The following is a 22,577-nucleotide window of genomic DNA, read 5'->3' as shown; positions in this document are numbered from 1 at the left end:
GGTGCTACTGAGCCGATTCCTGCTTCTCGCGCAGCGCCTCGACGGTGCGTACGGCCTGCGAGAGCGGTGCGTTGAACAGGTACGCCGCGCCGAAGAGCGAGGCCTTGAAGGCGCCGGCGAGCTTGCCCAGCAGCACCTCCCGCGACTCGAGGTCGGCGAGCTTGTTCACCTCGTCCGCCGTCAGGGGGTTGCCGTCGAAGTAACCGCCCTTCACGACGAGAAGAGGGTTGGCCTTGGTGAAGGTGCGCAGCGCCTTCGCGACGGCGACGGTGTCGCCGTGCACGAACGCGATCGCGGACGGGCCGACGAGCTCGTCGTCGAACGACGAGATCCCCGCCTGGTTCGCCGCGATCTTGGTCAGCGTGTTCTTCACCACGGCGTAGGTCGCGTCTGCACTGATGCTCTTCCGCAGCTGCTTGAGCTGGGCAACGGTGAGACCGCGGTACTCGGTGAGCAGTACGGCGTTCGAGCTGCGGAACTTCTCCGCGAGCTCGGCGACCGAGGCTTCCTTGTTCGCCATGGCACTCCTTATCACGTGGTTCCCCGACACCGCGGAAGCGGTGCGAGGTGCTGGCAGCCCCCGGCTGCACACATGAGAAACGCTCCGGCACAGGAGGCCGGAGCGGGAGTGTCGCGCAGGCCCTCAGGGCATGCGCTGCATCGTGCTTCGATCACCTGCGCGGGCCTTCACCTGAGTGAACCTTCGTCCGGCGCATCCCCTCTGGGAGGCACGCCGACGACCAGCGGTCTGTGGCTTCGTTCAGAGTAGGGGGTCGGCGGCTCCCGCGCAACTCGGGCCGAGGACGCGGTTCGGGCCGCAGGGGTCAGGCCCGCCCCGATCGCCCGGCGTCGGACGGCGCCCGGCCGCTCCCGCCCTCCTCCGTGGCACTGAGCGGTGCCGCGATGTCCTCCAGTGAACGTCCGGCCGCCTCGACGCCGAGGGCGACCTCGACGAGTCCGGCGCCGATCATCAGCCCCGCGCCGATCAGGTAGCCGTTCGCGACCGCGCCGACGCTGTCCTCCACCAGCCGTCCGAACAGGAGCGGACCGACGATCCCGCCGAGGCCCGTGCCGAGCGCGTAGAAGAAGGCGATGGCCATGGCCCGCGTCTCCATGGGGAAGATCTCGCTCACCGTGAGGTAGGCGGCGCTCGCGCCGCACGACGCCAGGAAGAAGACGACGACCCAGCACGCCGTCAGGGAGACGGGGTCCAGCACCTCCGCCCGGAACAGGAGCGCCGTCACGACGAGGAGCACGCCCGATCCGATGTAGGAGATCGAGATCATGACCTTCCGGCCGACGCTGTCGAAGAGGCGGCCGAGGGTCAGCGGCCCGGCGAAGTTGCCGAGCGCGATCGGGACGAGCGCCCACGGGACGACGTCGTCGGGCACGTCGAGCAGCTGGCTGAGCACGAGCGAGTACGTGAAGAAGACGGCGTTGTAGAGGAACGCCTGGCCGGTGAACAGCGACAGCCCGAGGACGAACCGCTTCGGGTACCGCGTGACGGCGACCCGTGCGATCTCGCCGAAGCCGATGCTCCGGCGCTGGCGGATCTCCAGGAAGTCCGCGTCCGGGTCCGTCGGGTCGAGGCGCGAGCCGGTCTCCTCCTCGATGGTGGACTCGATCTCCCGCACGAGGCGCTCCGCCTCCTCGTCCTTCCCGTGGATGAACATCCAGCGCGGGGACTCGGGGACGTTCCGGCGCACCAGCAGGATCACCACGCCGAGGACGGCGCCGAGCCCGAAGGCCACGCGCCAGCCGACGTCGGCGGCGAGGAAGGACTCGTTGAGCAGCAGCACCGATATGACGGCGCCGAAGGCGGCGCCCAGCCAGTACGAGCCGTTGATGGCGAGGTCGACCATGCCGCGGCGCCGCGCGGGGATCAGCTCGTCGATGGCGGAGTTGATGGCCGCGTACTCGCCGCCGATGCCGGCGCCTGTGAAGAAGCGGCACACGAAGAAGAACACGGGATTGAACGAGAATGCCGTGGCGACCGTGGCGAGCAGGTACAGGCCGAGCGTGGCGATGAACAGCTTCTTCCGCCCGAAGCGGTCGGTGAGGTAGCCGAAGAAGAGCGAGCCCACGCACGCGCCGGCGACGTAGATCGCGGCGGCGAGGCCGATGTCCGAGGGCGAGAGGCCGAGTCCCGCCTCCGGGTCGGTCAACCGGCTGCCGATGGCGCCGATGATCGTGACCTCGAGCCCGTCGAGGATCCAGACGGTGCCGAGCCCCACCACGATGAGCCAGTGCCACCGTGCCCAGGGAAGCCGGTCCATCCGGGCGGGGATGTCGGTCCGGATGGTGGAGAGCCCGTCGCCGGTCATGTCGATCCCCTCGCCGTCGTGGTGTGACGGTGACGCTACTCCCGGCGGCGCGGGACGCCCAGGGGCGGCGGGAGGCGGTCCGGGCTGCCCTCGCGGACCGCCCGGACAGCTTCTCAGTACCCGACGACCGCGTGGGGCACGTAGTGCTCCTCGAGCAGGGACACCTCGTCGGCCGTGAGCTCGAGGTCCAGCGACGCGACCGCGTCCTCGATGTGCGCGACCTTCGTCCCGCCCACGATGGGCGCGGTGACGACGGGGTTCCGCGACACCCAGGCCAGCGCGACCTGCGCGCGGGGCACCCCGCGGGCCCCGGCCACCTCGGCGACCGCGGCCGCGACCCGGCGATCCGAGTCCTCCTGGGCCGCGTAGAGCGTCTTCCCGAACTCGTCCGTCTCGCTCCGGTCGGTCGTCGCGTCCCAGTCGCGCGTGAGGCGACCGCGGGCGAGCGGGCTCCACGGCAGGGATCCCACGCCCTCGTCCGCGCAGAGGGGCAGCATCTCGCGCTCCTCCTCGCGGTTCACGAGGTTGTAGTGGTCCTGCATCGTGACGAAGCGCGCCCAGCCACGGGCCCGCTGCAGGTGCAGCGCCTTCGAGAACCGCCACGCGTCCATCGACGAGGCGCCGAGGTAGCGCACCTTGCCGGCGCGCACGATGTCGTCGAGCGCCTCGAGCGTCTCCTCGAGCGGCGTCGCCGGGTCGAAGCGGTGGATCTGGTAGAGGTCCACGTAGTCCGTCCCGAGCCGCCGGAGGCTCTCGTCGATCTGCCACATGATGTGCTTCCGCGACAGCCCGCGCGAGTTCGGTCCCTCCCCCATGGCGCCGTGCACCTTGGTGGCGACCACGATCTCCTCCCGCTTCGTCATGGCCTTCAGCGCGCGACCCGTGATCTCCTCGCTCGAGCCGTCCGAGTACACGTTCGCGGTGTCGAAGAACGTGATCCCGAGCTCGACCGCGCGGCGGATGAGCGGGATCGAGTCCTCCTCCGAGAGCGTCCACGCGTGGTTGCCGCGCGTCGGCTCGCCGTAGCTCATGCAGCCGAGCGCGATGGCCGAGACCTCGGTGCCCGTGCTGCCCAGCTTCACGTACCTCACGACGGGTGCCCCGCGACCGGGTCGTCGCCGGTGGTGGCCGGGGCGTGGTCGCGCCAGGTGTGCTCGGGCTCGTAGCCGAGGATCCGGCGGGCCTTGTCGATGGACAGCAGCGTCTCGTGCTCGCCCAGCTCCTTGGTGACCTCGACGCCGGGGAAGACCTCGGCCGCGAGCCCGGCGCTGGAGCGGCTCATCACGGTGTCGGCGTTCGCGACGATGAAGCGGTCGAATCCGGTCCCGTCGTGCTCGAGCGCCTTGCGGACCGCCTGCGCGCCGTCACGGCCGTCGATGTAGCCCCACAGGTTCCACTTGCGCGCGAGCACGTCGTCGTCGAAGCCGGGGAACTCCTCGTAGTCGTCGACGTCCATGACGTTGGAGAAGCGGAGCGCGGTGACCTGGAGCTCGGGATCCCAACGGCACAGCTCGATCGCCATCTGCTCCTCGAGGTGCTTGACGAGCGAGTAGGTGCTGTTCGGCTGGGCCGGGTACTCCTCGTCGACCGGGATGTACGGCGGCGGGACGTCGAACGGGAGGCCGAGCACGGTCTCGCTGGACGCGTAGACGATCTTCGTGATGCCCGCCCGCCGCGCGGCCTGGAAGACGTTGAAGCTCGTGAGCATGTTGTTGTGGAACGTGGCCACGTCGCTCAGGATCGCGGGGGCCGGGATGGCGGCGAGGTGCACGACGGCGTCGAAGCCTTCGTGCAGGTCCTGGACGCCGAAGAGGGCGTCGATCACCTGCCCGTAGTCGGTGGTGTCGACGCGGACGTAGCCGGATCCGCGCTCCCCCACCTGGTCGATGTTGGTGACTTCGTGTCCGTGGGCGCGCAGGTCGGCCACTACGTGGCGGCCGAGCTTCCCCGAGCCTCCGGTGACGGCAATTCTCATCAGCGAGCATCTCCTTCGTGGGCGGTTCCGCCCGCATCCCATCCTGGCCTGCGGCCCGGGGAGGCGACAGCCACATGGAGGACACCCGCAGCAGCCCGCTGGCACGGCGACGGCCCGCCGCCCCTCTCGGGGACGACGGGCCGTCGGTGTCGTGCTGAGCTCGACCGCTACTCGCTCGTGATGGCGAGGTCCGGCGTCCCGGTCCCGGTGCCGATGCCGGCCGCGACCGAGATGCCCTCGCGCTGCGTCGTGACGAACGTGAACTGGCCGTCCACGTAGTCGACGTGCACGTGGTCGCCCGCGTTGAGCTCGCCCTGCAGGATCCGCTCGGAGAGACGGTCCTCGATCTCGTGCTGCACGGCGCGGCGCAGGGGCCGGGCGCCGAGCGACGGGTCGAAGCCGACCTCGATGAGGCGCTCCTTCGCGGCGGTCTCGAGCGTGATCGTCAGATCGCGGTCCATCATGCGGTCCGACAGGCGCTTGACGAACAGGTCCACGATCTGGAGCAGCTCGGGCTTCGACAGCTGCGGGAAGACGATGGTGTCGTCCACGCGGTTGAGGAACTCGGGCTTGAAGTTCTTCTTCAGCTCCTCGCTGACCTTGCCCTTCATGCGCTCGTAGGAGTTCGCGGCGTTGTTCTCGACTTGGAACCCGACCGGGGCACCCGTGATGTCCTTGGTGCCGAGGTTGGTGGTCATGATGATGACCGTGTTCTTGAAGTCGACCACGCGGCCCTGACCATCCGTCAGGCGCCCCTCCTCCAGGATCTGGAGTAGCGAGTTGAAGATGTCCGGGTGGGCCTTCTCGATCTCGTCGAAGAGCACGACGGAGAACGGCTTGCGGCGCACCTTCTCGGTGAGCTGGCCGCCCTCCTCGAAGCCGACGAACCCGGGAGGGGCGCCGAAGAGGCGGCTCACGGTGTGCTTCTCGCCGTACTCGCTCATGTCGAGCGAGATGAGGGCGTCCTCGTCGTCGAACAGGAACTCCGCCAGGGCCTTCGCGAGCTCCGTCTTGCCGACGCCCGTGGGGCCGGCGAAGATGAACGATCCCGAGGGACGACGCGGGTCCTTGAGCCCGGCGCGCGTGCGGCGGATGGTCTTGGACAGGGCCGAGATGGCCTCCTCCTGGCCGATGACCCTCTGGTGCAGGGCCTTCTCCATGAAGACGAGGCGCGAGGACTCCTCCTCCGTGAGCTTGAACACCGGGATGCCCGTGGCCTGCGCCAGCACCTCGGCGATCAGGCCCTCGTCGACCTCGGCGGTGGTGCGGACGTCGCCCGAGCGCCACTGCTTCTCGAGGCGGAGGCGCTCGCCGAGGAGGTTCTTCTCCTCGTCGCGCAGGCTCGCGGCCTTCTCGAAGTCCTGGTCCTCGATGGCGGTCTCCTTGGCCACGCGGACCGTGGAGATGCGCTCGTCGAACTCGCGCAGCTCCGGCGGCGCCGACAGGATCGAGAGGCGCAGGCGGGCGCCGGCCTCGTCGATCAGGTCGATGGCCTTGTCCGGGAGGAAGCGGTCCGCGATGTAGCGGTCGGCGAGGTTCGCCGCCGACACGATGGCGCCATCGGTGATGGACACCTTGTGGAACGCCTCGTACCGGTCGCGCAGGCCCTTGAGGATGTTGATGGTGTGGGGCAGCGAGGGCTCCTGCACCTGGATGGGCTGGAAGCGGCGCTCGAGGGCCGCGTCCTTCTCGAAGTGCTTGCGGTACTCGTCGAGCGTGGTGGCGCCGATGGTCTGCAGCTCGCCGCGCGCGAGGAGCGGCTTGAGGATGCTCGCCGCGTCGATCGCGCCCTCGGCGGCACCCGCGCCGACGAGCGTGTGGATCTCGTCGATGAAGGTGATGATGTCGCCGCGCGTGCGGATCTCCTTGGTGACCTTCTTGAGGCGCTCCTCGAAGTCGCCGCGGTAGCGGGATCCGGCGATGAGCGAGCCGAGGTCGAGCGTGTAGAGCTGCTTGTCCTTCAGCGTCTCCGGGACGTCGCCCTTGACGATGGCCTGCGCCAGGCCCTCGACGACGGCGGTCTTGCCGACGCCGGGCTCGCCGATGAGGACGGGGTTGTTCTTGGAACGGCGCGACAGGATCTGCATCACGCGCTCGATCTCCTTCTCGCGCCCGATGACGGGGTCGAGCTTGCCGTCGCGCGCGGCCTGCGTGAGGTTGCGCCCGAACTGGTCGAGGACCGTGGAGCCCGCCTGCTGGCTCTGCTGCGTCTCGCCGCCGACGGCGACCGCCTCCTTGCCCTGGTAGCCGGACAGGAGCTGGATGACCTGCTGGCGCACGCGGTTGAGGTCGGCGCCGAGCTTGACGAGCACCTGCGCGGCGACGCCCTCGCCCTCGCGGATCAGGCCGAGGAGGATGTGCTCGGTGCCGATGTAGTTGTGGCCGAGCTGGAGGGCCTCGCGGAGCGACAGCTCCAGGACCTTCTTCGCGCGCGGCGTGAACGGGATGTGTCCCGTGGGCTGCTGCTGGCCCTGGCCGATGATGTCCTGGACCTGTTCGCGGACGGCATCGAGGGAGATGCCGAGCGACTCCAGGGCCTTGGCGGCCACGCCTTCGCCCTCGTGGATGAGGCCGAGCAGGATGTGCTCGGTCCCGATGTAGTTGTGGTTGAGCATCTTGGCCTCTTCTTGGGCCAGGACGACGACGCGACGAGCGCGGTCGGTGAATCTCTCGAACATCTGTATCTCCCTGGGCACCGGGGCAGGGGGCCGGCGCCGATATGTAGAGAGTAACGACGGGTCCCGAGAGTGCATGCCCCTGTTCGCCGTGGGCGTGACGCGATGCGCGAGGCGGCGGATCGGGGTCCGCGGCGAGGGCGCGCCGGGGTCGGCGGTCGGCGCCGGCGGTCGGCGCTAGCGGTCCGCGTCGGGCGCGGGGACGCCCATGCGGGCGCGCTCCTTCGCCTCGATGGCGGCGTAGGCCTTGCGCTCCTGCTTGTCCGCCTGGATGACCGCTCGCATGATGAACCAGAAGATCAGGCCCACGCCGAGGGTGGGGAGGATCGACCAGATCGCGCTCGCCCAGAAATCATCCATGCGGCAAGGATACGCCGCGCTCTAGGTGAGGATGCCGTAGACGCCCTGGCCGATCATGACGACGGCGATGCCGCCCACGATGATCCAGAGGGCGTAACGCGCGGTGGTGGGCTTCTTCGGGTTCGAGCCGTCGGGGCCTAATGGCATGGTCGCCTACTTCACTAGGGGGAACAGGATGGTCTCGCGGATGCCGAGACCGGTGATGGCCATGAGGAGCCGGTCGACCCCCATGCCCATGCCGCCCGAGGGCGGCATGCCGTGCTCGAGGGCACGGAGGAACTCCTCGTCGAGCGGCATGGCCTCGTCGTCGCCGCGCGCCGACTGGCGCGCCTGGTCGACGAAGCGCTCGCGCTGCACGACGGGATCCACGAGCTCGGAGTAGCCGGTCGCCAGCTCGAAGCCGCGGATGTAGAGGTCCCATTTCTCGACGACGCCCTCGATGGAGCGGTGCGCGCGCGTGAGCGGGGAGGTCTCGACGGGGAAGTCGAGGACGAAGGTGGGGCGCTCGAGGCCGCCCTTGACGAAGTGCTCCCAGAGCTCCTCGACGAGCTTGCCGTGCGTGCTCAGCGGCACGACGACGCCCTCGCGGTCGGCGATCGCCTGGAGCTCGTCGACGGTGGTGGCGGGCGTGATGTCGACGCCCGCGGCCTCGCTCAGCGAGCCGTACATGGAGATGCGGTCCCACTCGCCTCCGAGGTCGTACTCGGTGCCGTCGGCCCACGTGACGACGTGGCTGCCGGCGACGGCCATGGCCGCGTCCTGCACGAGCGTCTGCGTGAGCTCGGCGATGGAGGTGTAGTCGCCGTAGGCCTCGTACGCCTCGAGCATCGCGAACTCGGGGCTGTGCGTCGAGTCCGCGCCCTCGTTGCGGAAGTTGCGGTTGATCTCGAAGACGCGGTCGATGCCGCCGACGACCGCGCGCTTGAGGTACAGCTCGGGCGCGATGCGGAGGTACATCTCGGTGTCGAAGGCGTTGGAGTGCGTGACGAACGGGCGGGCGGACGCGCCGCCGTGCATCACCTGCAGCATGGGGGTCTCGACCTCGACGTAGCCGCGCTGGCGGAACGTCTCGCGCATGGAGGCGTTGACCTTCGCGCGGTCGAGGACGTTCTTGCGGGCCTGGTCGCGCACGATCAGGTCGAGGTACCGGCTGCGGACGCGGGTCTCGTCCGAGAGCTCGGAATGGAGGTTCGGCAAGGGCAGCAGGGCCTTCGAGGCGATGCGCCACTCGGTGGCCATGATCGACAGCTCGCCCTTGCGGCTCGCGATGACGCGGCCGGCGACGAAGACGTGGTCGCCGAGGTCGACGAGCTCCTTCCACGCGGCGAGCGCCTCCTCGCCGACCTCGGCCAGCGAGATCATGGCCTGGATGCGCGTGCCGTCGCCCGCCTGGAGCGTGGCGAAGCAGAGCTTGCCGGTGTTGCGGAAGTGCACGACGCGGCCGGCGATGCCGACCACGTGGTCGGTCTCCTGGCCGGGCTCGAGGTGGCCGTACTCGGCGCGGACCGCGGGGATGGTCGTGGTGACCGGGACCTGCACGGGGTACGCGCCCTCGCCGGGGCCGCCCTGGGCGTTGAGGCGGGCGCGCTTGGCGAGGCGCACGGCCTTCTGCTCGGCGACGTCCTCGGCGGATCCCTCCACGGCGGGAGCGGGGGCGGTCTCGGGCGACGCGGGCGTTCCGGGGCTGTCGGTCATGTGCGGGCGGATCCTCGCGGGTCGTGGGTTCTCGGCGGCCGAGCGGCCTCCCGTCGATTCTCGCAGGTGCGGGCAGGGCCCGGGCACGCCCGCGGATCGGATGTCCGCGGCGTCAGGCGATGACGACGGTCGCGTTGTCGATGAGGCGCGTGCTGCCGACGCGGGCCGCGATGACGGCGAGCGCGACGCCCGTGAAGCCGTCGTCCACGGACTCGAAGGTGGTCGGATCCACGATCTGGAAGTGGTCGAGGGCCACCGCGGGCTCCCCCATCACCACGGACTGGGCGGCGGCGATGACGGCGTCGATGCCGCGGTCCCCGGCGCTCTGCGCGGCCTCGAGCGCGGCGGGGATGACGCGGGCGGCGCGGCGCTCGCGGTCGTCGAGGTAGCGGTTGCGGCTGGAGAGGGCGAGGCCGTCGGGCTCGCGCACCGTCTCCAGGTCCTCGATGCGGACGGGCAGGTCGAGGTCGCGCACCATGCGGCGGACGAGGTGCAGCTGCTGCGCGTCCTTGCGGCCGAAGGTGGCGACGTCGGGCGTCACGATATGGAGGAGCTTCGCCACGACGGTGAGCATGCCGTCGAAGTGGCCGGGGCGGGAGCGGCCCTCGAGCGTGAGGGCGACGGATCCGCCGGTGACGCGGACGCGCGCGGGCCCGTCCGGGTACATCTCGGCCGCGGACGGCGCGAAGACCAGGTCGACGCCGGTCTCCGCGAGCGCGGCCACGTCGGCGTCGAGCGTGCGCGGGTAGGCGTCGAGGTCCTCGCCCGCGCCGAACTGCAGCGGGTTGACGAAGATCGACACGACCACGAGGGATCCGAGCTCGCGGGCGCGGCGGGCGTGCGCCAGGTGGCCCTCGTGCAGCGCGCCCATGGTGGGGACGAGCACGACGACGGGCGCCTCCCCCGCCGCGGTGCGGGCGGCCCGGTGGTCGCGGACGCGGGCACGCAGCTCGGCGATGCCGGTGACGACGGTGGGCGCGGGGATCGTCATGGCTTCGGGCTCCTCGGTGCTGCGGGACGCGGACGCACAAGGTTAGTGCGCGTCGGGGCCCTCGTCCGCCGGCAGCGGGACGTCGCCGGACGTGAGGCGCGCGCCGCCCGCCGGGGAGGAGCGACGGAGCGCGTCATCGACGGCCGAGCGGATCAGCGGGCCGAGCACGCGGCCGGGCTCCTCCACGCCGATGCCCGCGAGGAGGCCGGCGGCCTGGTCGACGATCGCGGTGGAGAAGGTTGTCGCGGTGGCGATGGCCTCGGCGTACGCCGCGCGGTCCCGCTCCTCCACGACGACGGGCTCGCCGCCCATCTCGACGACGAGCACCTGCGCGATGGGGAGGACGGGCGCGGGCGCGGTGACGGCGAACCAGCTGTCGACCATGCGGCTGAGGTCCATGCTCGTGCCGGTGAACGACATCGCCGGGTGGATGGCGAGCGGGATGATGCCGGACGCGAACGCGGGCGCGAGCACCTGGATCCCGTGCGCCGCCGACGTGTGCACGACGAGCTGGCCCGCCTGCCACGCGCCCGTCGTGGCGAGTCCCGCGACGAGGCCGGGGAGCTCGGCGTCGGGGACGGCGAGGATCACGAGCTCGCTCCGCTCGATCAGGTCGGGGATCTCGAGGACCGGGACCCCGGGCAGCATCGCCTCCGCGCGCTCGCGGCTGGCGGCCGAGACCGCGGAGATGCCGGTGATCGCGTGGCCGGCGCCCGCGAGGGCGGCGCCGATGACCGGGCCGACGCGACCCGCGCCGACGATGCCGACGCCGAGACGGCCGGAGCGCTGGGACGGGACGGTCATGCGGGGTCCTCGGGGGCGGAGCGGTGGCGTGGGGCGTCGGTGGCCGGCGGCGGCGGCCAGGCGGCGTCGGGGGTGGGGTCGGGCAGTGCGGGTGCGGCGGGGCCGGGGTCGGCGGGTGCGGCGGGGCCGGGGTCGGGGGGTCCGGCGGGCGCAGGTGCGGCGGCGGCGGGCGCGGATCCCGGCGCCGGCCAGCTCGCGGCCTCGGCGCCCCAGTGCGCGGACGTGTCGGACCGGGCCGATGCGACGGCCGCCACGACCAGCCGGGTCGACAGCTCCATCCCGGTGGCGCGGTCGATGGCGCCGAGCCGCGTGTCCACGGGTCCGGCGACGGTGGCGGCGCGCACCGAGACGAGGTCGAGCCGGCGGTCGATGGGGCCCTGCGTGAGGTCGACCCCCTGCGTCCGCGCGTGCGGCACGATCACGAGGCGGCGCCAGATCACGCCGCGGCGGACGAGGAACGCCGACGCGTCGACCGCGAAGCCGGTGCGGCGCCAGGAGAAGGGCTTGAGGATCCAGGCCCGGCGCGGCGACGTGGTGAAGCCGTCGTCGACGCCGCCGCGGCCGGTCATGCCCACGGCGACGAGGGCGAGCGCCTGGTCGCCCACGAGGTCGGGCAGGACGAGGCCGAGCACGCGGTCGACGTCCCTGCGGTCGCCGACGGGGAGGATCGACGTGTTCTGCTGTCCGGCGGCGCCCGGCGACGAGGAGTGGGAGGCGCGCGTGATGCGGATCTCCCACCAGCCGGCGGCGCGCCAGAGCAGCGGCTGCACGACCTCGACCGCGTGGATCCGGCCGGGCGGGATGGTGTCGTTGCTCGTCGACAGCAGGCCGAAACCGACGCGGACCCCGTCGGGCGTGCCGGCGACGCTGTAGCGGAGCGAGCGCGTGATCCGGCGCACGAAGAAGCCGGCGGAACCGAGGAGCGTCGGCAGCAGCGGCACGAGCAGGTACCAGGCCTCGAACCGGACGATGAGCGGGATCCCAACCGCGACGAACAGCACCAGGACCACCGTGGGCGCCGAGAGCAGCACGGCGCCGACGAGGCGCGGGATGGGGATGCGGACGACCGACTGCGGCGGGGCCGCGTCCGGGTCGAGCTCGGGCGCGAGGAAGTCGTCGACCCGCGAGCCGACGAAGCCGCGGGCGGGAGCGCCGGGAGCGGCGGGCGCGGATCCCGCCGCCTCCGCCCGCGCGCCGGACGCGAGCCGCAGCACGCGGAGCCGGAAGGCGTCGGCGTCGCGCGAGCGGAGGTACTGCAGCGGCAGGTTGGCGTCGTTGCCCGCGACCTGGATCTCGAGCTTGGCCGCGCCGATGAGCCGAGCGATGAGCGGGCGCACGATGTTGACGCCCTGGATCCGATCGAGCCTCGCCCGTCGGTTCGTGCGCGAGAGGATCCCGCTGCGCACCTCGACGGTCTCCTCCGTGACGCGGAACGTGTGCATGCGCCACGAGAGGTAGGAGATGCCGACCGCGAGGAGGGTGAACGCGAGGAGGGCGAGGATCACCCAGATGAGGCTCCCGCTCTCCACGAGCATCGGGATGAGGTCCTGCTCGCCGTCGCGTCGCTGGCCGGGCACGAACTGCTCCACGAGCTGCTCGCGCAGGGACGAGACGAGGAAGCCGATCGCGACGATGAAGAGGACCCCGCCGCGGAGGACGGGGGTGGCCGGGTGGAGGCGGTGCCAGTCGCCGTCGGTGAGCTCCTCCGCGATCCGGGCCTCTGCGGCGGGGACGGGCCCGGCTGCCGTGGCGGGTGACGCGCCGTCGGGCGCGGAGTCACGCGGGCCGGCGGCCTGGTCCTCGGGCGTCGGGTCGCTCACAGCCCGGCCCGGCGCGTCTCGGCGAGGGCGACCAGCCGGTCGCGGAGCTCCTCGGCGTCGGCGTTCGTGAGCCCGGGGATCTGGATGCTCGCCGCGGCCGCCGCGGTCACGAGCTTAAGGTCGGCGAGGCCGAGCGCACGGCCGACGGGGCCGCGCGTGATGTCGACGAGCTGCATCCGGCCGTACGGCACCGCGACGACGCGCGTCCACATGATGCCGCGGCGGAAGACGAGGTCGTCCTCGCGCAGCTGGTACCCCATGGCGCGGACGCGGCGGGGGACGATCACGAGCGTCACGACCAGCTCGACGAGCGCGGCGGCGCCGAGCACGATCGGCAGCCAGCCGGGCGCGTCGACCGCGAAGAGGAAGGCCGCGATGCCGCCGAGCACGAGGGCGGTGATCACGCCGCCCACCAGCTCGACGCCGATGAGGCGCGGGGAGACGCGGCGCCACGAGACGCCGTGCGGGTCGACGTTCGGGGTCACGGTGCTCCTCCGGGTGGTGCGGGGTCCTACGAGGGCTCGCGCGCCGGATCCCCGGGGCGCGAGTCGTCCCGGTCGTCGGGCGGGACCGTGCACCAGTGCTCGGCGACCAGCCCGGCGACGAGGAGGACGACGGCTCCCACCGTACCGGCCACCGCGAGCCCGACGGAGGACGCGCCGGGCAGGACGGGCCGGGCCAGCACGAAGGCCAGCACCCCGCCGGTGATCCCGGTGAGCAGCGCGCCCGCGAGCGCCGACGCCTTGGCGAGCAGCACGACGCGCGTCGCGCGGAACGGGTCGACGCGTCCCGGGGTGCGCCCGAGCGTCGAGCGGCGGATGGGGCGGGCCAGCGCGAGCAGCACTATCCCGACGATCAGGAGGGTCGCGCCGAGCGTGAGCGGCGGGATGAGGAGCGCGCGTCCGCTCATGAGGAGCGCGTTCTCGGCGAACCAGCCGACGGCCGCGCCCGCGATGAGGAGGGCGATGAGGGTGGTGGAGCGCGTGCGGGTCATGCGCGGGTCTCCGCGGCAGCGGGCGCGGGTGCGGCAGCGGGTGCGGGTGCGGCAGCGGGTGCGGGTGCGGGTGCGGGTGCGGCAGCGGGCGCGGGTGCGGCAGCGGGCGCGGGCTCGAGCGCGGCGAGCAGCGCGTCGACGCGGCCGCGGCCGGGCAGCTCGGCGTCGGGATCCGCCTGCAGCCACGGCCCGAGCACGAAGGCGCGCTCGGCGGCGCGCGGGTGGGGCAGCGTGAGGCGCTCGTCGTGGATCCGCGCCTCGCCGTAGGAGATGACGTCGAGGTCGATCGTGCGGTCGCCCCAGCGCTCGGCGCGGACGCGGCCGAGGTCACGCTCGATCCCGGCCAGCGCGTCGAGCAGCGCGTGCGGACCGAGCGCGGAGTCGACCAGCGCGACGCCGTTGAGGTAGCCGGGCTTCGTCGCGTCCTCCCCCTCGGGCGTCACGGCGACGGACTCCACGAGATCCGAGGAGCGCACGACGCGGAGGCCGGGCACCTCGTCGACCAGGGCCAGCGCGCGCTCGATGGTCGCGCGCCGGTCGCCGAGGTTGGATCCCACGGCCACGACGGCGCGCACGGTCTCGCCCGGAGCGGGCTGCGCGGACGCCCGCTCGATGACGACCGCCACGTCGTCGAACGGCACCGCGATCGGCGCGTCCGGCTTGTGCACGGTGACGCGCACCCACCGGGCGACGGGATGCGCGAGCACGACGCCGGCGATGCGCTCGGCGAGCGTCTCGATGAGGTCGACGGGATCGCGCTCGGCCGCCGCGGCGACCTCGTCGGCCAGCTCGCCGTAGTGCAGCGTGCGGTCGAGCTCGTCGCTGCCGCCGGCCGGCGCGAGGTCGATGGCGACCTCGAGGTCGATCACGAACGGCTGGCCGTCGCGGCGCTCCTCGGCGAAGACGCCGTGGTGGGCGTGCACGCGCAGGCCGGTGAGGAGGATGCGGTCGGTCGGGAGCCTGGTCACCATGAGCGGCCCACGACGATGGACGGGAGGTCGCCCGGGGCGGCCGGGTCGTACCAGAGCGGCAGCTTGCCGCCGACGGCCGGGAGCAGGCGGTCGGCCGTGGTGACCGTGCGCGTGACGTGGTGGTCGCGGCCGTCGCCGTCGGTGAAGGCGACCGTGAGGCGCGCGCGGACGGCGTCGCCGGATCCGTCGAGGCGCTGGACGGCCGTGACGATCGCGGCGGTGCGGCGGCCGGTCTCGGTCACGCGGCGGGCGTTGGCGGCGAGGCGCGCGACACGGCGCTGGACGACGGCGCAGGCGACCGCGGCGGCGATCCCGAGGACCGCGAGCACGGCGGCGACCAGCGCCAGCACGGGGTCCGACGCGTCGCCCTCGGGGGCGACCGGCGCGAAGGCGAGGGCGCACACGATGCCGAGCGGCGTGCCGAGCAGCACCACGGCGGTCGGCCAGAGCAGGGCGCCGACGGTGGTGAGCACGGGAGACAGCAGCACGACGGACGCGTAGGCGCTGCCGAGCGAGCCGATCAGGCCCAGCACGATGGCGACGACCTTCCCCACGACGATCGCGGCACCCGAGTCGGCGGCGAGGTCGGCCGGGACGGTCAGGCCGACGCCCAGGATCACGGACGCGACGAGCGCGGCGACCGCGGTGCGGACGAGCACCGCCTGCGGGGCGACGACGACACGGTCCTGGCTCACGGCGCTCATGCTCCTACTCTGACAGACCGGCGGAGGACGGCCCGGCGGATCCGGCGTCGAGCGCCTCGGCACGGCCGCGCGCCCACGCGGCCTCGACCGCGAGCGCGGCGCGGGTGGAGGCGACGTCGTGCACGCGCACGGCCCACGCCCCGGAGCGCGCGGACAGGGCGCTGACGACCGCGGTCGGCACGTCGCGCTCCGCGACGCCCGCGCCCTCCGGGAGCAGCCGGCCGAGGAAGCGCTTGCGGGAGGCGCCCACGAGCACGCGGTGGCCGAGGCCGGTGAACGCGTCGAGGGAGCCGAGGAGATGCCAGTCGTGCGCCGCGTCCTTGGCGAAGCCGAGGCCGGGGTCGATGGCGATGCGGGCGGGATCCAGCCCCGCGGCGACGAGGGCGGCGACCCGCGCGAGCAGCTCGTCGCGCACCTCGGAGACCGTGTCGGCGTAGGTCGCGCGCTCGGTCATCGTGTCGCTGTGACCCCGCCAGTGCATCGCCACGTAGTCCACGTCGGTGCCGGCGACCACCGCGGCCATGCCCTGATCTGCGAGGCCCCCGGAGACGTCGTTGACGACACGCGCCCCCGCGCCGATGCAGGCCTCCGCGGTCGCGGCGCGCATGGTGTCGACGCTCACGACGATCCCCTCCGCGGCGAGCTCCCGGACCACGGGCAGCACGCGCCGGAGCTCCTCGTCGGCGTCCACGCGCTGGGCGCCCGGGCGGGTCGACTCCCCGCCCACGTCCACGAGGTCGGCACCCGCGGCGACCATCCGCCGGGCCTGCGCGAGCGCGTCGTCGAGGGCGAGGTGCCGGCCGCCGTCGCTGAAGGAGTCGGGGGTCGCGTTGAGGATCCCCATGACGAGCGTGCGCGGCGCGGCCACGATCACGCCCGGCCGGCCGAGGTGGGGAGCAGCGCGAGGACCTCGGCGCGTGCCGCGGGCTCGGCGAGTGTTCCGCGCGCCGCGATGGTGATGGTCGTGCTGCCGGCCTGCCGCGTGCCCCGGGCGGTGACGCAGCCGTGCGTCGCGTCGAGGATCACGGCCACGCCGCGCGCCCCCAACCCGTGCTCGAGCGCCTCGGCGATCTGCTCGCCCAGCCGTTCCTGCATCTGCGGTCGCGACGCGAGGTCGTCGACCACGCGCGGCAGGCGGCCGAGGCCGACGATCCGATCCCCCGGCACGTACGCCAGGTGCGCGACCCCCGTGAACGGCAGCAGGTGGTGCTCGCAGATGGAGCGGAACGCGATGCCCGTCACGATCACGGGCTGCGGCGCCGCGTCCGTCTCCGGCAGCGGGAACGTCTCGCGCAGGTGCCGGACCGGATCCGTCCCGACCCCCGAGAAGAACTCGCCGTACGCCTCGGCCACCCGCGCCGGGGTGGTCGCGAGGCCCTCCCGGCCCGGATCCTCGCCGATGGCAAGGATCAGCTCGGCCACGGCCGCCTCGATGCGCGCCCGGTCGACGCCCACCGGATCAGGCCGTCGCGGGGCGCGGGAAGGGCGAGCGCTTCGGCTTGCCGGCCGGCGGCTCCGAGTCGACCGCACCGTCGACGACGCCCTGGTCGATGGGCGCCTTCTGCGGCATGGCCACGGGGGGCAGGTCGGACAGCGGGCGCTTGTCGCTCGAGAGCCACTGCGGGCGCGGCGGCAGCTTCTTCACGTCCGCGAAGATCGCCGCGAGCTGGTCGTGGTCGAGCGTCTCCTTCTCGAGGAGCTCGGTGGCCAGGCGGTCGAGCACGTCGCGGTTGTCGTTGATGACCTGCCACGCCTCGTCGTGCGCGCCGTCGAGGAGCGCGCGCACCTCGGCGTCGACCGTCAGGGCCATGTCCTCCGAGTAGTCGCGGCTGCCGCCGAGGTCGCGCCCGAGGAACGGCTCGCCGGAGCTGGAGCCGAGCTTCACCGATCCGACCTTGGCGCTCATGCCGTACTCGGTGACCATGCGACGCGCGGTCGACGTGGCCTTCTCGATGTCGTTCGACGCGCCCGTGGTGGGGTCGTGGAAGACGATCTCCTCCGCGACGCGGCCGCCCATGGCGTACGCGAGCTGGTCGAGCAGCTCGTTGCGGGTGACGGAGTACTTGTCCTCGAGCGGGAGCACCATCGTGTAGCCGAGGGCGCGGCCGCGCGGCAGGATCGTGACCTTGGTCACGGGATCCGTGTTGTTCATGGCCGCCGCCGCGAGCGCGTGGCCGCCCTCGTGGTACGCGGTGATGAGCTTCTCGTGGTCGCGCATGATGCGGCTGCGGCGCTGGGGCCCGGCCATCACGCGGTCGACGGCCTCGTCGAGCGCGCGGTCGTCGATGAGCTGCGCGTTCGAGCGCGCCGTGAGGAGCGCGGCCTCGTTGAGGACGTTCGCGAGGTCGGCGCCCGTGAACCCCGGGGTCTTCCGCGCGAGGACCTCGAGGTCGACGCCCGCGGCGAGCGGCTTGCCGCGCCCGTGCACCTCGAGGATCTGCTTGCGGCCCTGCAGGTCGGGGGCGTCGACGCCGATCTGGCGGTCGAAGCGGCCGGGACGCAGGAGCGCGGGGTCGAGCACGTCGGGCCGGTTGGTGGCCGCGATGAGGATGACGTTGGTCTTGACGTCGAAGCCGTCCATCTCCACCAGGAGCTGGTTCAGGGTCTGCTCGCGCTCGTCGTTGCCGCCGCCGACGCCGGCGCCGCGGTGGCGGCCGACCGCGTCGATCTCGTCGACGAAGATGATGGCCGGCGCGTTCTGCTTGGCCTGCTCGAAGAGGTCGCGCACGCGGCTCGCGCCGACGCCCACGAACATCTCGACGAAGTCGGATCCGGAGATCGAGTAGAAGGGCACGCCCGCCTCGCCCGCGACGGCACGCGCGAGCAGGGTCTTGCCGGTGCCGGGAGGGCCGTAGAGCAGCACGCCCTTGGGGATCCGGGCACCGACGGCCTGGAACTTGGCGGGCTCCTTGAGGAAGTCCTTGATCTCCTCGAGCTCCTCGATGGCCTCGTCCGACCCGGCCACGTCGGCGAACGTCACCTTCGGGGAGTCCTTGGAGGCGAGCTTCGCCTTCGACTTGCCGAACTGCATGACGCGGTTCCCGCCGCCCTGCATGCCGGAGAACATGATCCAGATGAAGAAGCCGATGAGCAGCAGCGGCAGCAGGATGCTGAACGCCGACAGCAGCCAGCTCGGCTGCGGCACCTGGTCGTCGAAGCCCTCGGCGGGGTTCGCGGTCGTGATGGCGGACACGATCTCGCCGCCGCGCTGCGCGACGTAGTTGAACTGCACCATGGTGCCGTTGTCGCCGTCGGCGCTCGCGAGCGTGAGGTCGACCCGCTGCTCGCCGTCGATGATCTTGGCGGAGGCGACCTTGCCGTCCTGGATCAGCTCGAGGCCGTGCTGCGTGGTGATGGTCTTGTAGCCGGATCCGGTGATGAGGCTGAAGCCCACGGACACCACGACGATGGCGAGGACGACGATGAGGATCGGGCTGCGAAGGAGTTTCTTGAAGTTCATGAGCGTAGGGGCGCGGGCCCGACACCTTTCTGCCCGTGCCGCGCCGTACGGCGACGAGATGTCTCGAGGATACAAGCGGCCGTCTGAGCGTGGCCGCGGTGTTCGCCGCCAGCCGAACGTGCGCCGGCATGGAGGCGGGCAAGAGGAGCGGGGCGCCTCAGCTGTAGACGTGCGGCGCGAGGATCGCCACGTCGCGGAGGTTGCGGTAGCGCTCGGCGAAGTCGAGGCCGTAGCCGACCACGAAGTCGTCCGGGATCTCGAAGCCCACGTACTTCACGTCGACCGCGATCTTCGCGGCCTCGGGCTTGCGCAGGAGGGCGCACACCTCGACGCTCGCGGCCCCGCGCGAGCGCAGGTTGGCCAGCAGCCAGGAGAGCGTGAGGCCGGAGTCGATGATGTCCTCGACGATGAGCACGCGACGGCCGGTGAGGTCGGCGTCGAGGTCCTTGAGGATGCGGACGACGCCGCTCGACTTGGTGCCGGAGCCGTAGGAGCTGACCGCCATCCAGTCCATGTGGATCGGCAGCTCGAGCTCGCGCGCGAGGTCGGCCATGACCATGACCGCGCCCTTGAGCACGCCCACGAGGAGCAGCTCCTCCCCCGGGTTGTCGCGCTCGATCTCGCGGCACATCTCGGCGATGCGGCCGTGGATCTCCTCCTCGGTGTGGAGGACCTCGGTCAGGTCGTCGGCGATGTCGATGGATCTCATGTCACTCTTCCGTCGTCCTGGCGCTGAGGACGATGAGCCCGTCCTTGCGTACGACCCTAACGCCCGGCAGGTCGACGGGCCCCTGCCCGTGCCAGTCGGTGACGAGCCGCGCGACCTCCAGGACGTGCGTCCGCGACAGATGCGCCGCGAACTCCTCGCGCGCGGCGAGGCGGATCAGCCGGTGTCGCAGCGCGGGCGGCGCGGCCAGGAGCGAGGCGACCTCGAGGGAGATGCCGGCCTCGGCGTGGTCGGCGATCTCCTCGATCATCTCGGCGGCGAAGTGCTCGAGCGCGTCGTCGTCCTCGCGCAGCTGGTCGGCCGTGCGGGCGAGGGCCTCCGCGATCCCGGGGCCGAGCTCGCGCTCGAGCAGCGGCAGGACGTCGTGGCGGACGCGCACGCGGGCGTAGGCGGGATCCGCGTTGTGCGGGTCCTGCCAGGGGTCGAGGCCCTGGTCGGCGCACGCGGCGCGGGTGACGGCCGCGCGGATCCCGAGCAGCGGCCGCAGGTACACGGCGTCGGCCGCGCGCGCGGCCGTCGACGCGGCCATGCCGTGCAGGCTCGCGGCGCCGGATCCCCGGGCGAGCCCGAGCAGGACGGTCTCCGCCTGGTCGTCGAGGGTGTGGGCGAGGAGCAGCGCGCGGGATCCGGTCTCCCGGAGCGCGTCGTCGAACGCGGCGTAGCGGGCGGCCCGGGCGGCGGCCTCGGGACCGGATGGGCTCCTGTCCACCCGCACGAGCGTCACGACGACCGGAGCGAGGCCGAGGGCGCGCGCGGCGTCGGCAGCCCGTTCGGCGACGGCCGCGGATCCGTCCTGCAGCCCGTGGTCGATGACGACGGCACCCAGGGCGACGCCCGCGCGGGGACCCTCGAAGGCGGCGGCCGCGGCGAGGGCGAGCGAGTCGGCGCCGCCGGAGAGGGCGACGAGGACGGGTCCGGACGAGGACGGGTCGAGGCCGGCGAGCGTCTCGCGGACCGCCCGCCTGAGGTCCGCGACGGCGGGGGTGAGACGGGGGCGCTCAGAGGGCATCCACTAACGTTATGGCAGCAATCCGCCCACGTCAGAACCACGAGGAGCACGCGCATGGCCAGCTACGACGTCGTCGTCGAAATCCCCAAGGGGTCCCGCAACAAGTACGAGGTCGACCACGAGACAGGTCGCGTGTACCTGGACCGGGTGCTCTTCACGTCGTTCGTCTACCCCACCGACTACGGCTACTTCGAGAACACGCTGGGCCTCGACGGCGACCCCGTCGACGTGCTCGTGCTCCTCGAGTACCCGGTCTTCCCCGGCGTCGGCGTCTCCATCCGCCCGGTCGGCGTGTTCAACATGAGCGACGAGGCCGGCATCGACTCCAAGGTCATCGGCGTCCCCGCCAAGGACCCGCGCTGGGCGCACATCCAGGACATCGACGACGTGCCGCAGCAGACGCGCAACGAGATCGAGCACTTCTTCGAGCACTACAAGGACCTCGAGCCCGGCAAGTGGGTCAAGACGGAGGGGTGGGGAGACGCAGCCGAGGCCGAGCGCATCGTGCAGGCGGGCTTCGAGAAGCTCCAGGCCGAGGGCGACGGCCACGGCCACGGCGGCGAGCCGGACGAGGACGCCTGATCCGCGTCATCCCCTGAGCCCGCGCGGCTGACACGACGACGCCCGCCCCCGCAGCAGATGCGGTGAGGCGGGCGTCGTCGCGTCCGGGCCGGGATCGGCCGGATGGGGATCAGCCGGGTCGGCCGACGTAGGGCATGAGGTCACTGCCGCCCCAGAGGCTCTGGATCTTCACCACGTCGCCGGGCTTCGGCGCCGCGATGATGGTGTTCCCGCCCAGCGAGAGGGCGTCGTGGTAGAACCCGCTGCCGTTCTTCCAGAACACGATGTCGCCCGCCTGCCGCTGCGAGAACGGGACGAGCCGGCCCTGGGCCTGCATCTTGTTGTACTGGCTGCTCACGGAGTGGCCTCCGACGTCGATGCCGGCCGCGCGGTAGGCCATCATCACGAGGCCCGAGCAGTCCCAGCCGTTGCCCTCGCCGCCGAAGACGTACGGCTCGCCGAGCTGCGCCTTGGCGAACGAGATCGCGACCTGCGCGGCGTTGCCGGACGGGGCGGGAGCCGGCGCCGGTGCGGGCGCGGGGGCCGGAGCCGGACGCGAGGGCTGCTGCGGCGCCGGGGCCGGCGCGGGCTGCGCGGGAGCGGGAGCCGGGGCGCTGGAGGATCCGCCGCCACCGGACGAGGACCCGCCACCGGTGGAGGACCCGCCGCCCGATGCGGCGCCGCCCGATGGGGAACCACCGTCTGACGAGGAACCGCCGCCGGACGGCGCCGCCCCGGCGGCCGCGGGGATCGGCGGCTGCGTGATGCTCTGGATGTACTGCGCCTCGATCTCCGAGGTCGAGTCCTTGAGGAGCGCCAGCTGCGCGATGAGCTGGTCGCTGTTGCGCGTCTGCTCGGCCACCGCCGCCTGAGCCGTCGCTGCGGCCGCGTTCGCCTCGTCGAGCGACTTCTGCGCCTCGTCCGCGAGGCGCGCGAGCTCGTCCTTGGCGACCTGCGCCTGGTCGCTCAGCGACGCAGCGCTGTTGCGGTCCGCGAGGGCCTGCTGGTACACGGTCTGCGTGCTCTCGGAGAGCTTCGACATGGTGCCGAGGGAGCGCAGCAGCTCCTCCGCGTCGTCGCCGTCGGAGGCGAAGAGGCTCGCGGTGATGTCCTGGCCGCCGGCCCGCGCGAGGTGGCTCGCGAGGAGGCCGGCCCGCATCCGGCTGGTGAGGGCGGTGGCCTGCGCCTCGTCCGCCTTCTTCTCCAGCCGCGCGAGCTTGTCAGCCTGGGCGTCGCGCGCGGCCTGCGCCTCGGCGTACTTCTCGCCCGCGACCATGGCGGCTGTGTTGGCCTGGTCCGCGGAATCCTGCAGCCCCGTCACGAGCTGGGTCACGCGGTCGATGGCCGCCTGCGTCTGCGCCTGGTCCGCCTTGGCTGCCTGCACGTCGGCCCACGAGGGGTAGTCGGTCGCGGCGAACGCGGTCTGGGCGGCGACGCCGCTGGACACCGCGATCACGCCCACGGCGATCGTGGAGATGACGACCGTGGTCGGGCGGAGGTGTGTCAT

At 72.5% G+C, this 22,577-nt stretch carries 22 protein-coding genes; 1 reads left to right on the top strand and 21 read right to left on the bottom strand.

The window, feature by feature from the left end:
- Positions 1 to 4: 4 nt before the first annotated feature.
- The 20 genes from rplJ to tilS all read right to left on the bottom strand — a co-directional run bounded on the left by rplJ (position 5) and on the right by tilS (position 20,509).
- Positions 5 to 520, bottom strand: a complete 516-nt coding sequence (rplJ, locus tag FGD68_RS06365; RefSeq protein ID WP_012037545.1) for a 50S ribosomal protein L10 — start codon at positions 518 to 520, stop codon at positions 5 to 7.
- Between the two features lie 304 nt (positions 521 to 824).
- Positions 825 to 2,324 (bottom strand): MFS transporter, encoded by a 1,500-nt coding sequence (locus FGD68_RS06360; RefSeq protein WP_237609923.1) that lies wholly within the window; start codon positions 2,322 to 2,324, stop codon positions 825 to 827.
- A gap of 113 nt (positions 2,325 to 2,437) precedes the next feature.
- A complete protein-coding gene (locus FGD68_RS06355) occupies positions 2,438 to 3,415 on the bottom strand; it encodes an aldo/keto reductase (RefSeq protein ID WP_119372792.1) in 978 nt (325 codons plus the stop codon).
- Positions 3,412 to 4,299, bottom strand: coding sequence for an NAD-dependent epimerase/dehydratase family protein (locus FGD68_RS06350; protein WP_119372791.1), 888 nt, complete (start codon positions 4,297 to 4,299; stop codon positions 3,412 to 3,414). Before FGD68_RS06350 ends, FGD68_RS06355 begins: the two co-directional genes overlap by 4 nt.
- A gap of 167 nt (positions 4,300 to 4,466) precedes the next feature.
- Complete coding sequence (locus FGD68_RS06345) at positions 4,467 to 6,977, bottom strand: ATP-dependent Clp protease ATP-binding subunit (protein WP_104236135.1); 2,511 nt, start codon at positions 6,975 to 6,977, stop codon at positions 4,467 to 4,469.
- A 174-nt stretch (positions 6,978 to 7,151) separates the two neighbouring features.
- Positions 7,152 to 7,334, bottom strand: coding sequence for a hypothetical protein (locus FGD68_RS06340; RefSeq protein WP_012037541.1), 183 nt, complete (start codon positions 7,332 to 7,334; stop codon positions 7,152 to 7,154).
- Positions 7,335 to 7,355: 21 nt separating this feature from the next.
- Positions 7,356 to 7,481, bottom strand: coding sequence for a hypothetical protein (locus FGD68_RS15515; protein WP_012037540.1), 126 nt, complete (start codon positions 7,479 to 7,481; stop codon positions 7,356 to 7,358).
- A 6-nt stretch (positions 7,482 to 7,487) separates the two neighbouring features.
- Positions 7,488 to 9,029: a lysine--tRNA ligase gene (gene lysS / locus FGD68_RS06335; RefSeq protein WP_119373561.1), complete on the bottom strand. Its 1,542-nt coding sequence runs from the start codon at positions 9,027 to 9,029 to the stop codon at positions 7,488 to 7,490.
- Between the two features lie 112 nt (positions 9,030 to 9,141).
- Positions 9,142 to 10,020: a pantoate--beta-alanine ligase gene (panC, locus tag FGD68_RS06330; protein ID WP_119373560.1), complete on the bottom strand. Its 879-nt coding sequence runs from the start codon at positions 10,018 to 10,020 to the stop codon at positions 9,142 to 9,144.
- Between the two features lie 42 nt (positions 10,021 to 10,062).
- Positions 10,063 to 10,824: a Rossmann-like and DUF2520 domain-containing protein gene (locus tag FGD68_RS06325; protein WP_237609922.1), complete on the bottom strand. Its 762-nt coding sequence runs from the start codon at positions 10,822 to 10,824 to the stop codon at positions 10,063 to 10,065.
- Entirely contained in the window at positions 10,821 to 12,644 is a 1,824-nt protein-coding gene (locus tag FGD68_RS06320; protein ID WP_237609921.1) for a PH domain-containing protein, read from the bottom strand. The genes FGD68_RS06325 and FGD68_RS06320 overlap by 4 nt, the downstream gene beginning before the upstream one ends.
- Positions 12,641 to 13,129, bottom strand: a complete 489-nt coding sequence (locus FGD68_RS06315; RefSeq protein WP_119373676.1) for a PH domain-containing protein — start codon at positions 13,127 to 13,129, stop codon at positions 12,641 to 12,643. Before FGD68_RS06315 ends, FGD68_RS06320 begins: the two co-directional genes overlap by 4 nt.
- Positions 13,130 to 13,155: 26 nt before the next feature.
- Positions 13,156 to 13,638, bottom strand: coding sequence for a DUF3180 domain-containing protein (locus FGD68_RS06310; protein ID WP_119373677.1), 483 nt, complete (start codon positions 13,636 to 13,638; stop codon positions 13,156 to 13,158).
- Complete coding sequence (gene folK / locus FGD68_RS06305; protein ID WP_237609920.1) at positions 13,635 to 14,609, bottom strand: 2-amino-4-hydroxy-6-hydroxymethyldihydropteridine diphosphokinase; 975 nt, start codon at positions 14,607 to 14,609, stop codon at positions 13,635 to 13,637. Before folK ends, FGD68_RS06310 begins: the two co-directional genes overlap by 4 nt.
- Complete coding sequence (locus FGD68_RS06300) at positions 14,603 to 15,313, bottom strand: DUF3592 domain-containing protein (RefSeq protein WP_237609919.1); 711 nt, start codon at positions 15,311 to 15,313, stop codon at positions 14,603 to 14,605. The genes folK and FGD68_RS06300 overlap by 7 nt, the downstream gene beginning before the upstream one ends.
- Positions 15,314 to 15,317: 4 nt before the next feature.
- On the bottom strand, positions 15,318 to 16,187 hold the full coding sequence (folP, locus tag FGD68_RS06295; protein WP_220452714.1) for a dihydropteroate synthase: 870 nt from the start codon (positions 16,185 to 16,187) through the stop codon (positions 15,318 to 15,320).
- Positions 16,184 to 16,768 carry a GTP cyclohydrolase I gene (gene folE, locus FGD68_RS06290; protein WP_119373157.1) on the bottom strand — a complete coding sequence of 195 codons (585 nt, stop codon included), beginning with the start codon at positions 16,766 to 16,768 and terminating at the stop codon, positions 16,184 to 16,186. The genes folP and folE overlap by 4 nt, the downstream gene beginning before the upstream one ends.
- Positions 16,769 to 16,772: 4 nt before the next feature.
- The gene (gene ftsH / locus FGD68_RS06285; protein ID WP_012037529.1) at positions 16,773 to 18,773 is read right to left on the bottom strand and encodes an ATP-dependent zinc metalloprotease FtsH; all 2,001 of its coding nucleotides are present in this window, start codon (positions 18,771 to 18,773) and stop codon (positions 16,773 to 16,775) included.
- Positions 18,774 to 18,930: 157 nt separating this feature from the next.
- On the bottom strand, positions 18,931 to 19,482 hold the full coding sequence (gene hpt / locus FGD68_RS06280) for a hypoxanthine phosphoribosyltransferase (RefSeq protein WP_119373156.1): 552 nt from the start codon (positions 19,480 to 19,482) through the stop codon (positions 18,931 to 18,933).
- A 1-nt stretch (position 19,483) separates the two neighbouring features.
- Entirely contained in the window at positions 19,484 to 20,509 is a 1,026-nt protein-coding gene (tilS, locus tag FGD68_RS06275) for a tRNA lysidine(34) synthetase TilS (RefSeq protein WP_119373155.1), read from the bottom strand.
- A gap of 54 nt (positions 20,510 to 20,563) precedes the next feature.
- Between tilS and FGD68_RS06270 the strand changes: the two genes are divergently transcribed.
- The gene (locus FGD68_RS06270) at positions 20,564 to 21,091 is read left to right on the top strand and encodes an inorganic diphosphatase (RefSeq protein WP_012037526.1); all 528 of its coding nucleotides are present in this window, start codon (positions 20,564 to 20,566) and stop codon (positions 21,089 to 21,091) included.
- A gap of 109 nt (positions 21,092 to 21,200) precedes the next feature.
- Here FGD68_RS06270 and FGD68_RS06265 read toward each other — a convergent pair whose 3' ends face one another.
- Positions 21,201 to 22,577, bottom strand: coding sequence for a C40 family peptidase (locus FGD68_RS06265; protein ID WP_237609918.1), 1,377 nt, complete (start codon positions 22,575 to 22,577; stop codon positions 21,201 to 21,203).

This window comes from Clavibacter californiensis, from assembly GCF_021952865.1.
Lineage (GTDB): Bacteria > Actinomycetota > Actinomycetes > Actinomycetales > Microbacteriaceae > Clavibacter > Clavibacter californiensis.
Note: the sequence above shows the minus strand (reverse complement) of the source record. Positions and strands in the feature narration are given on the sequence as shown.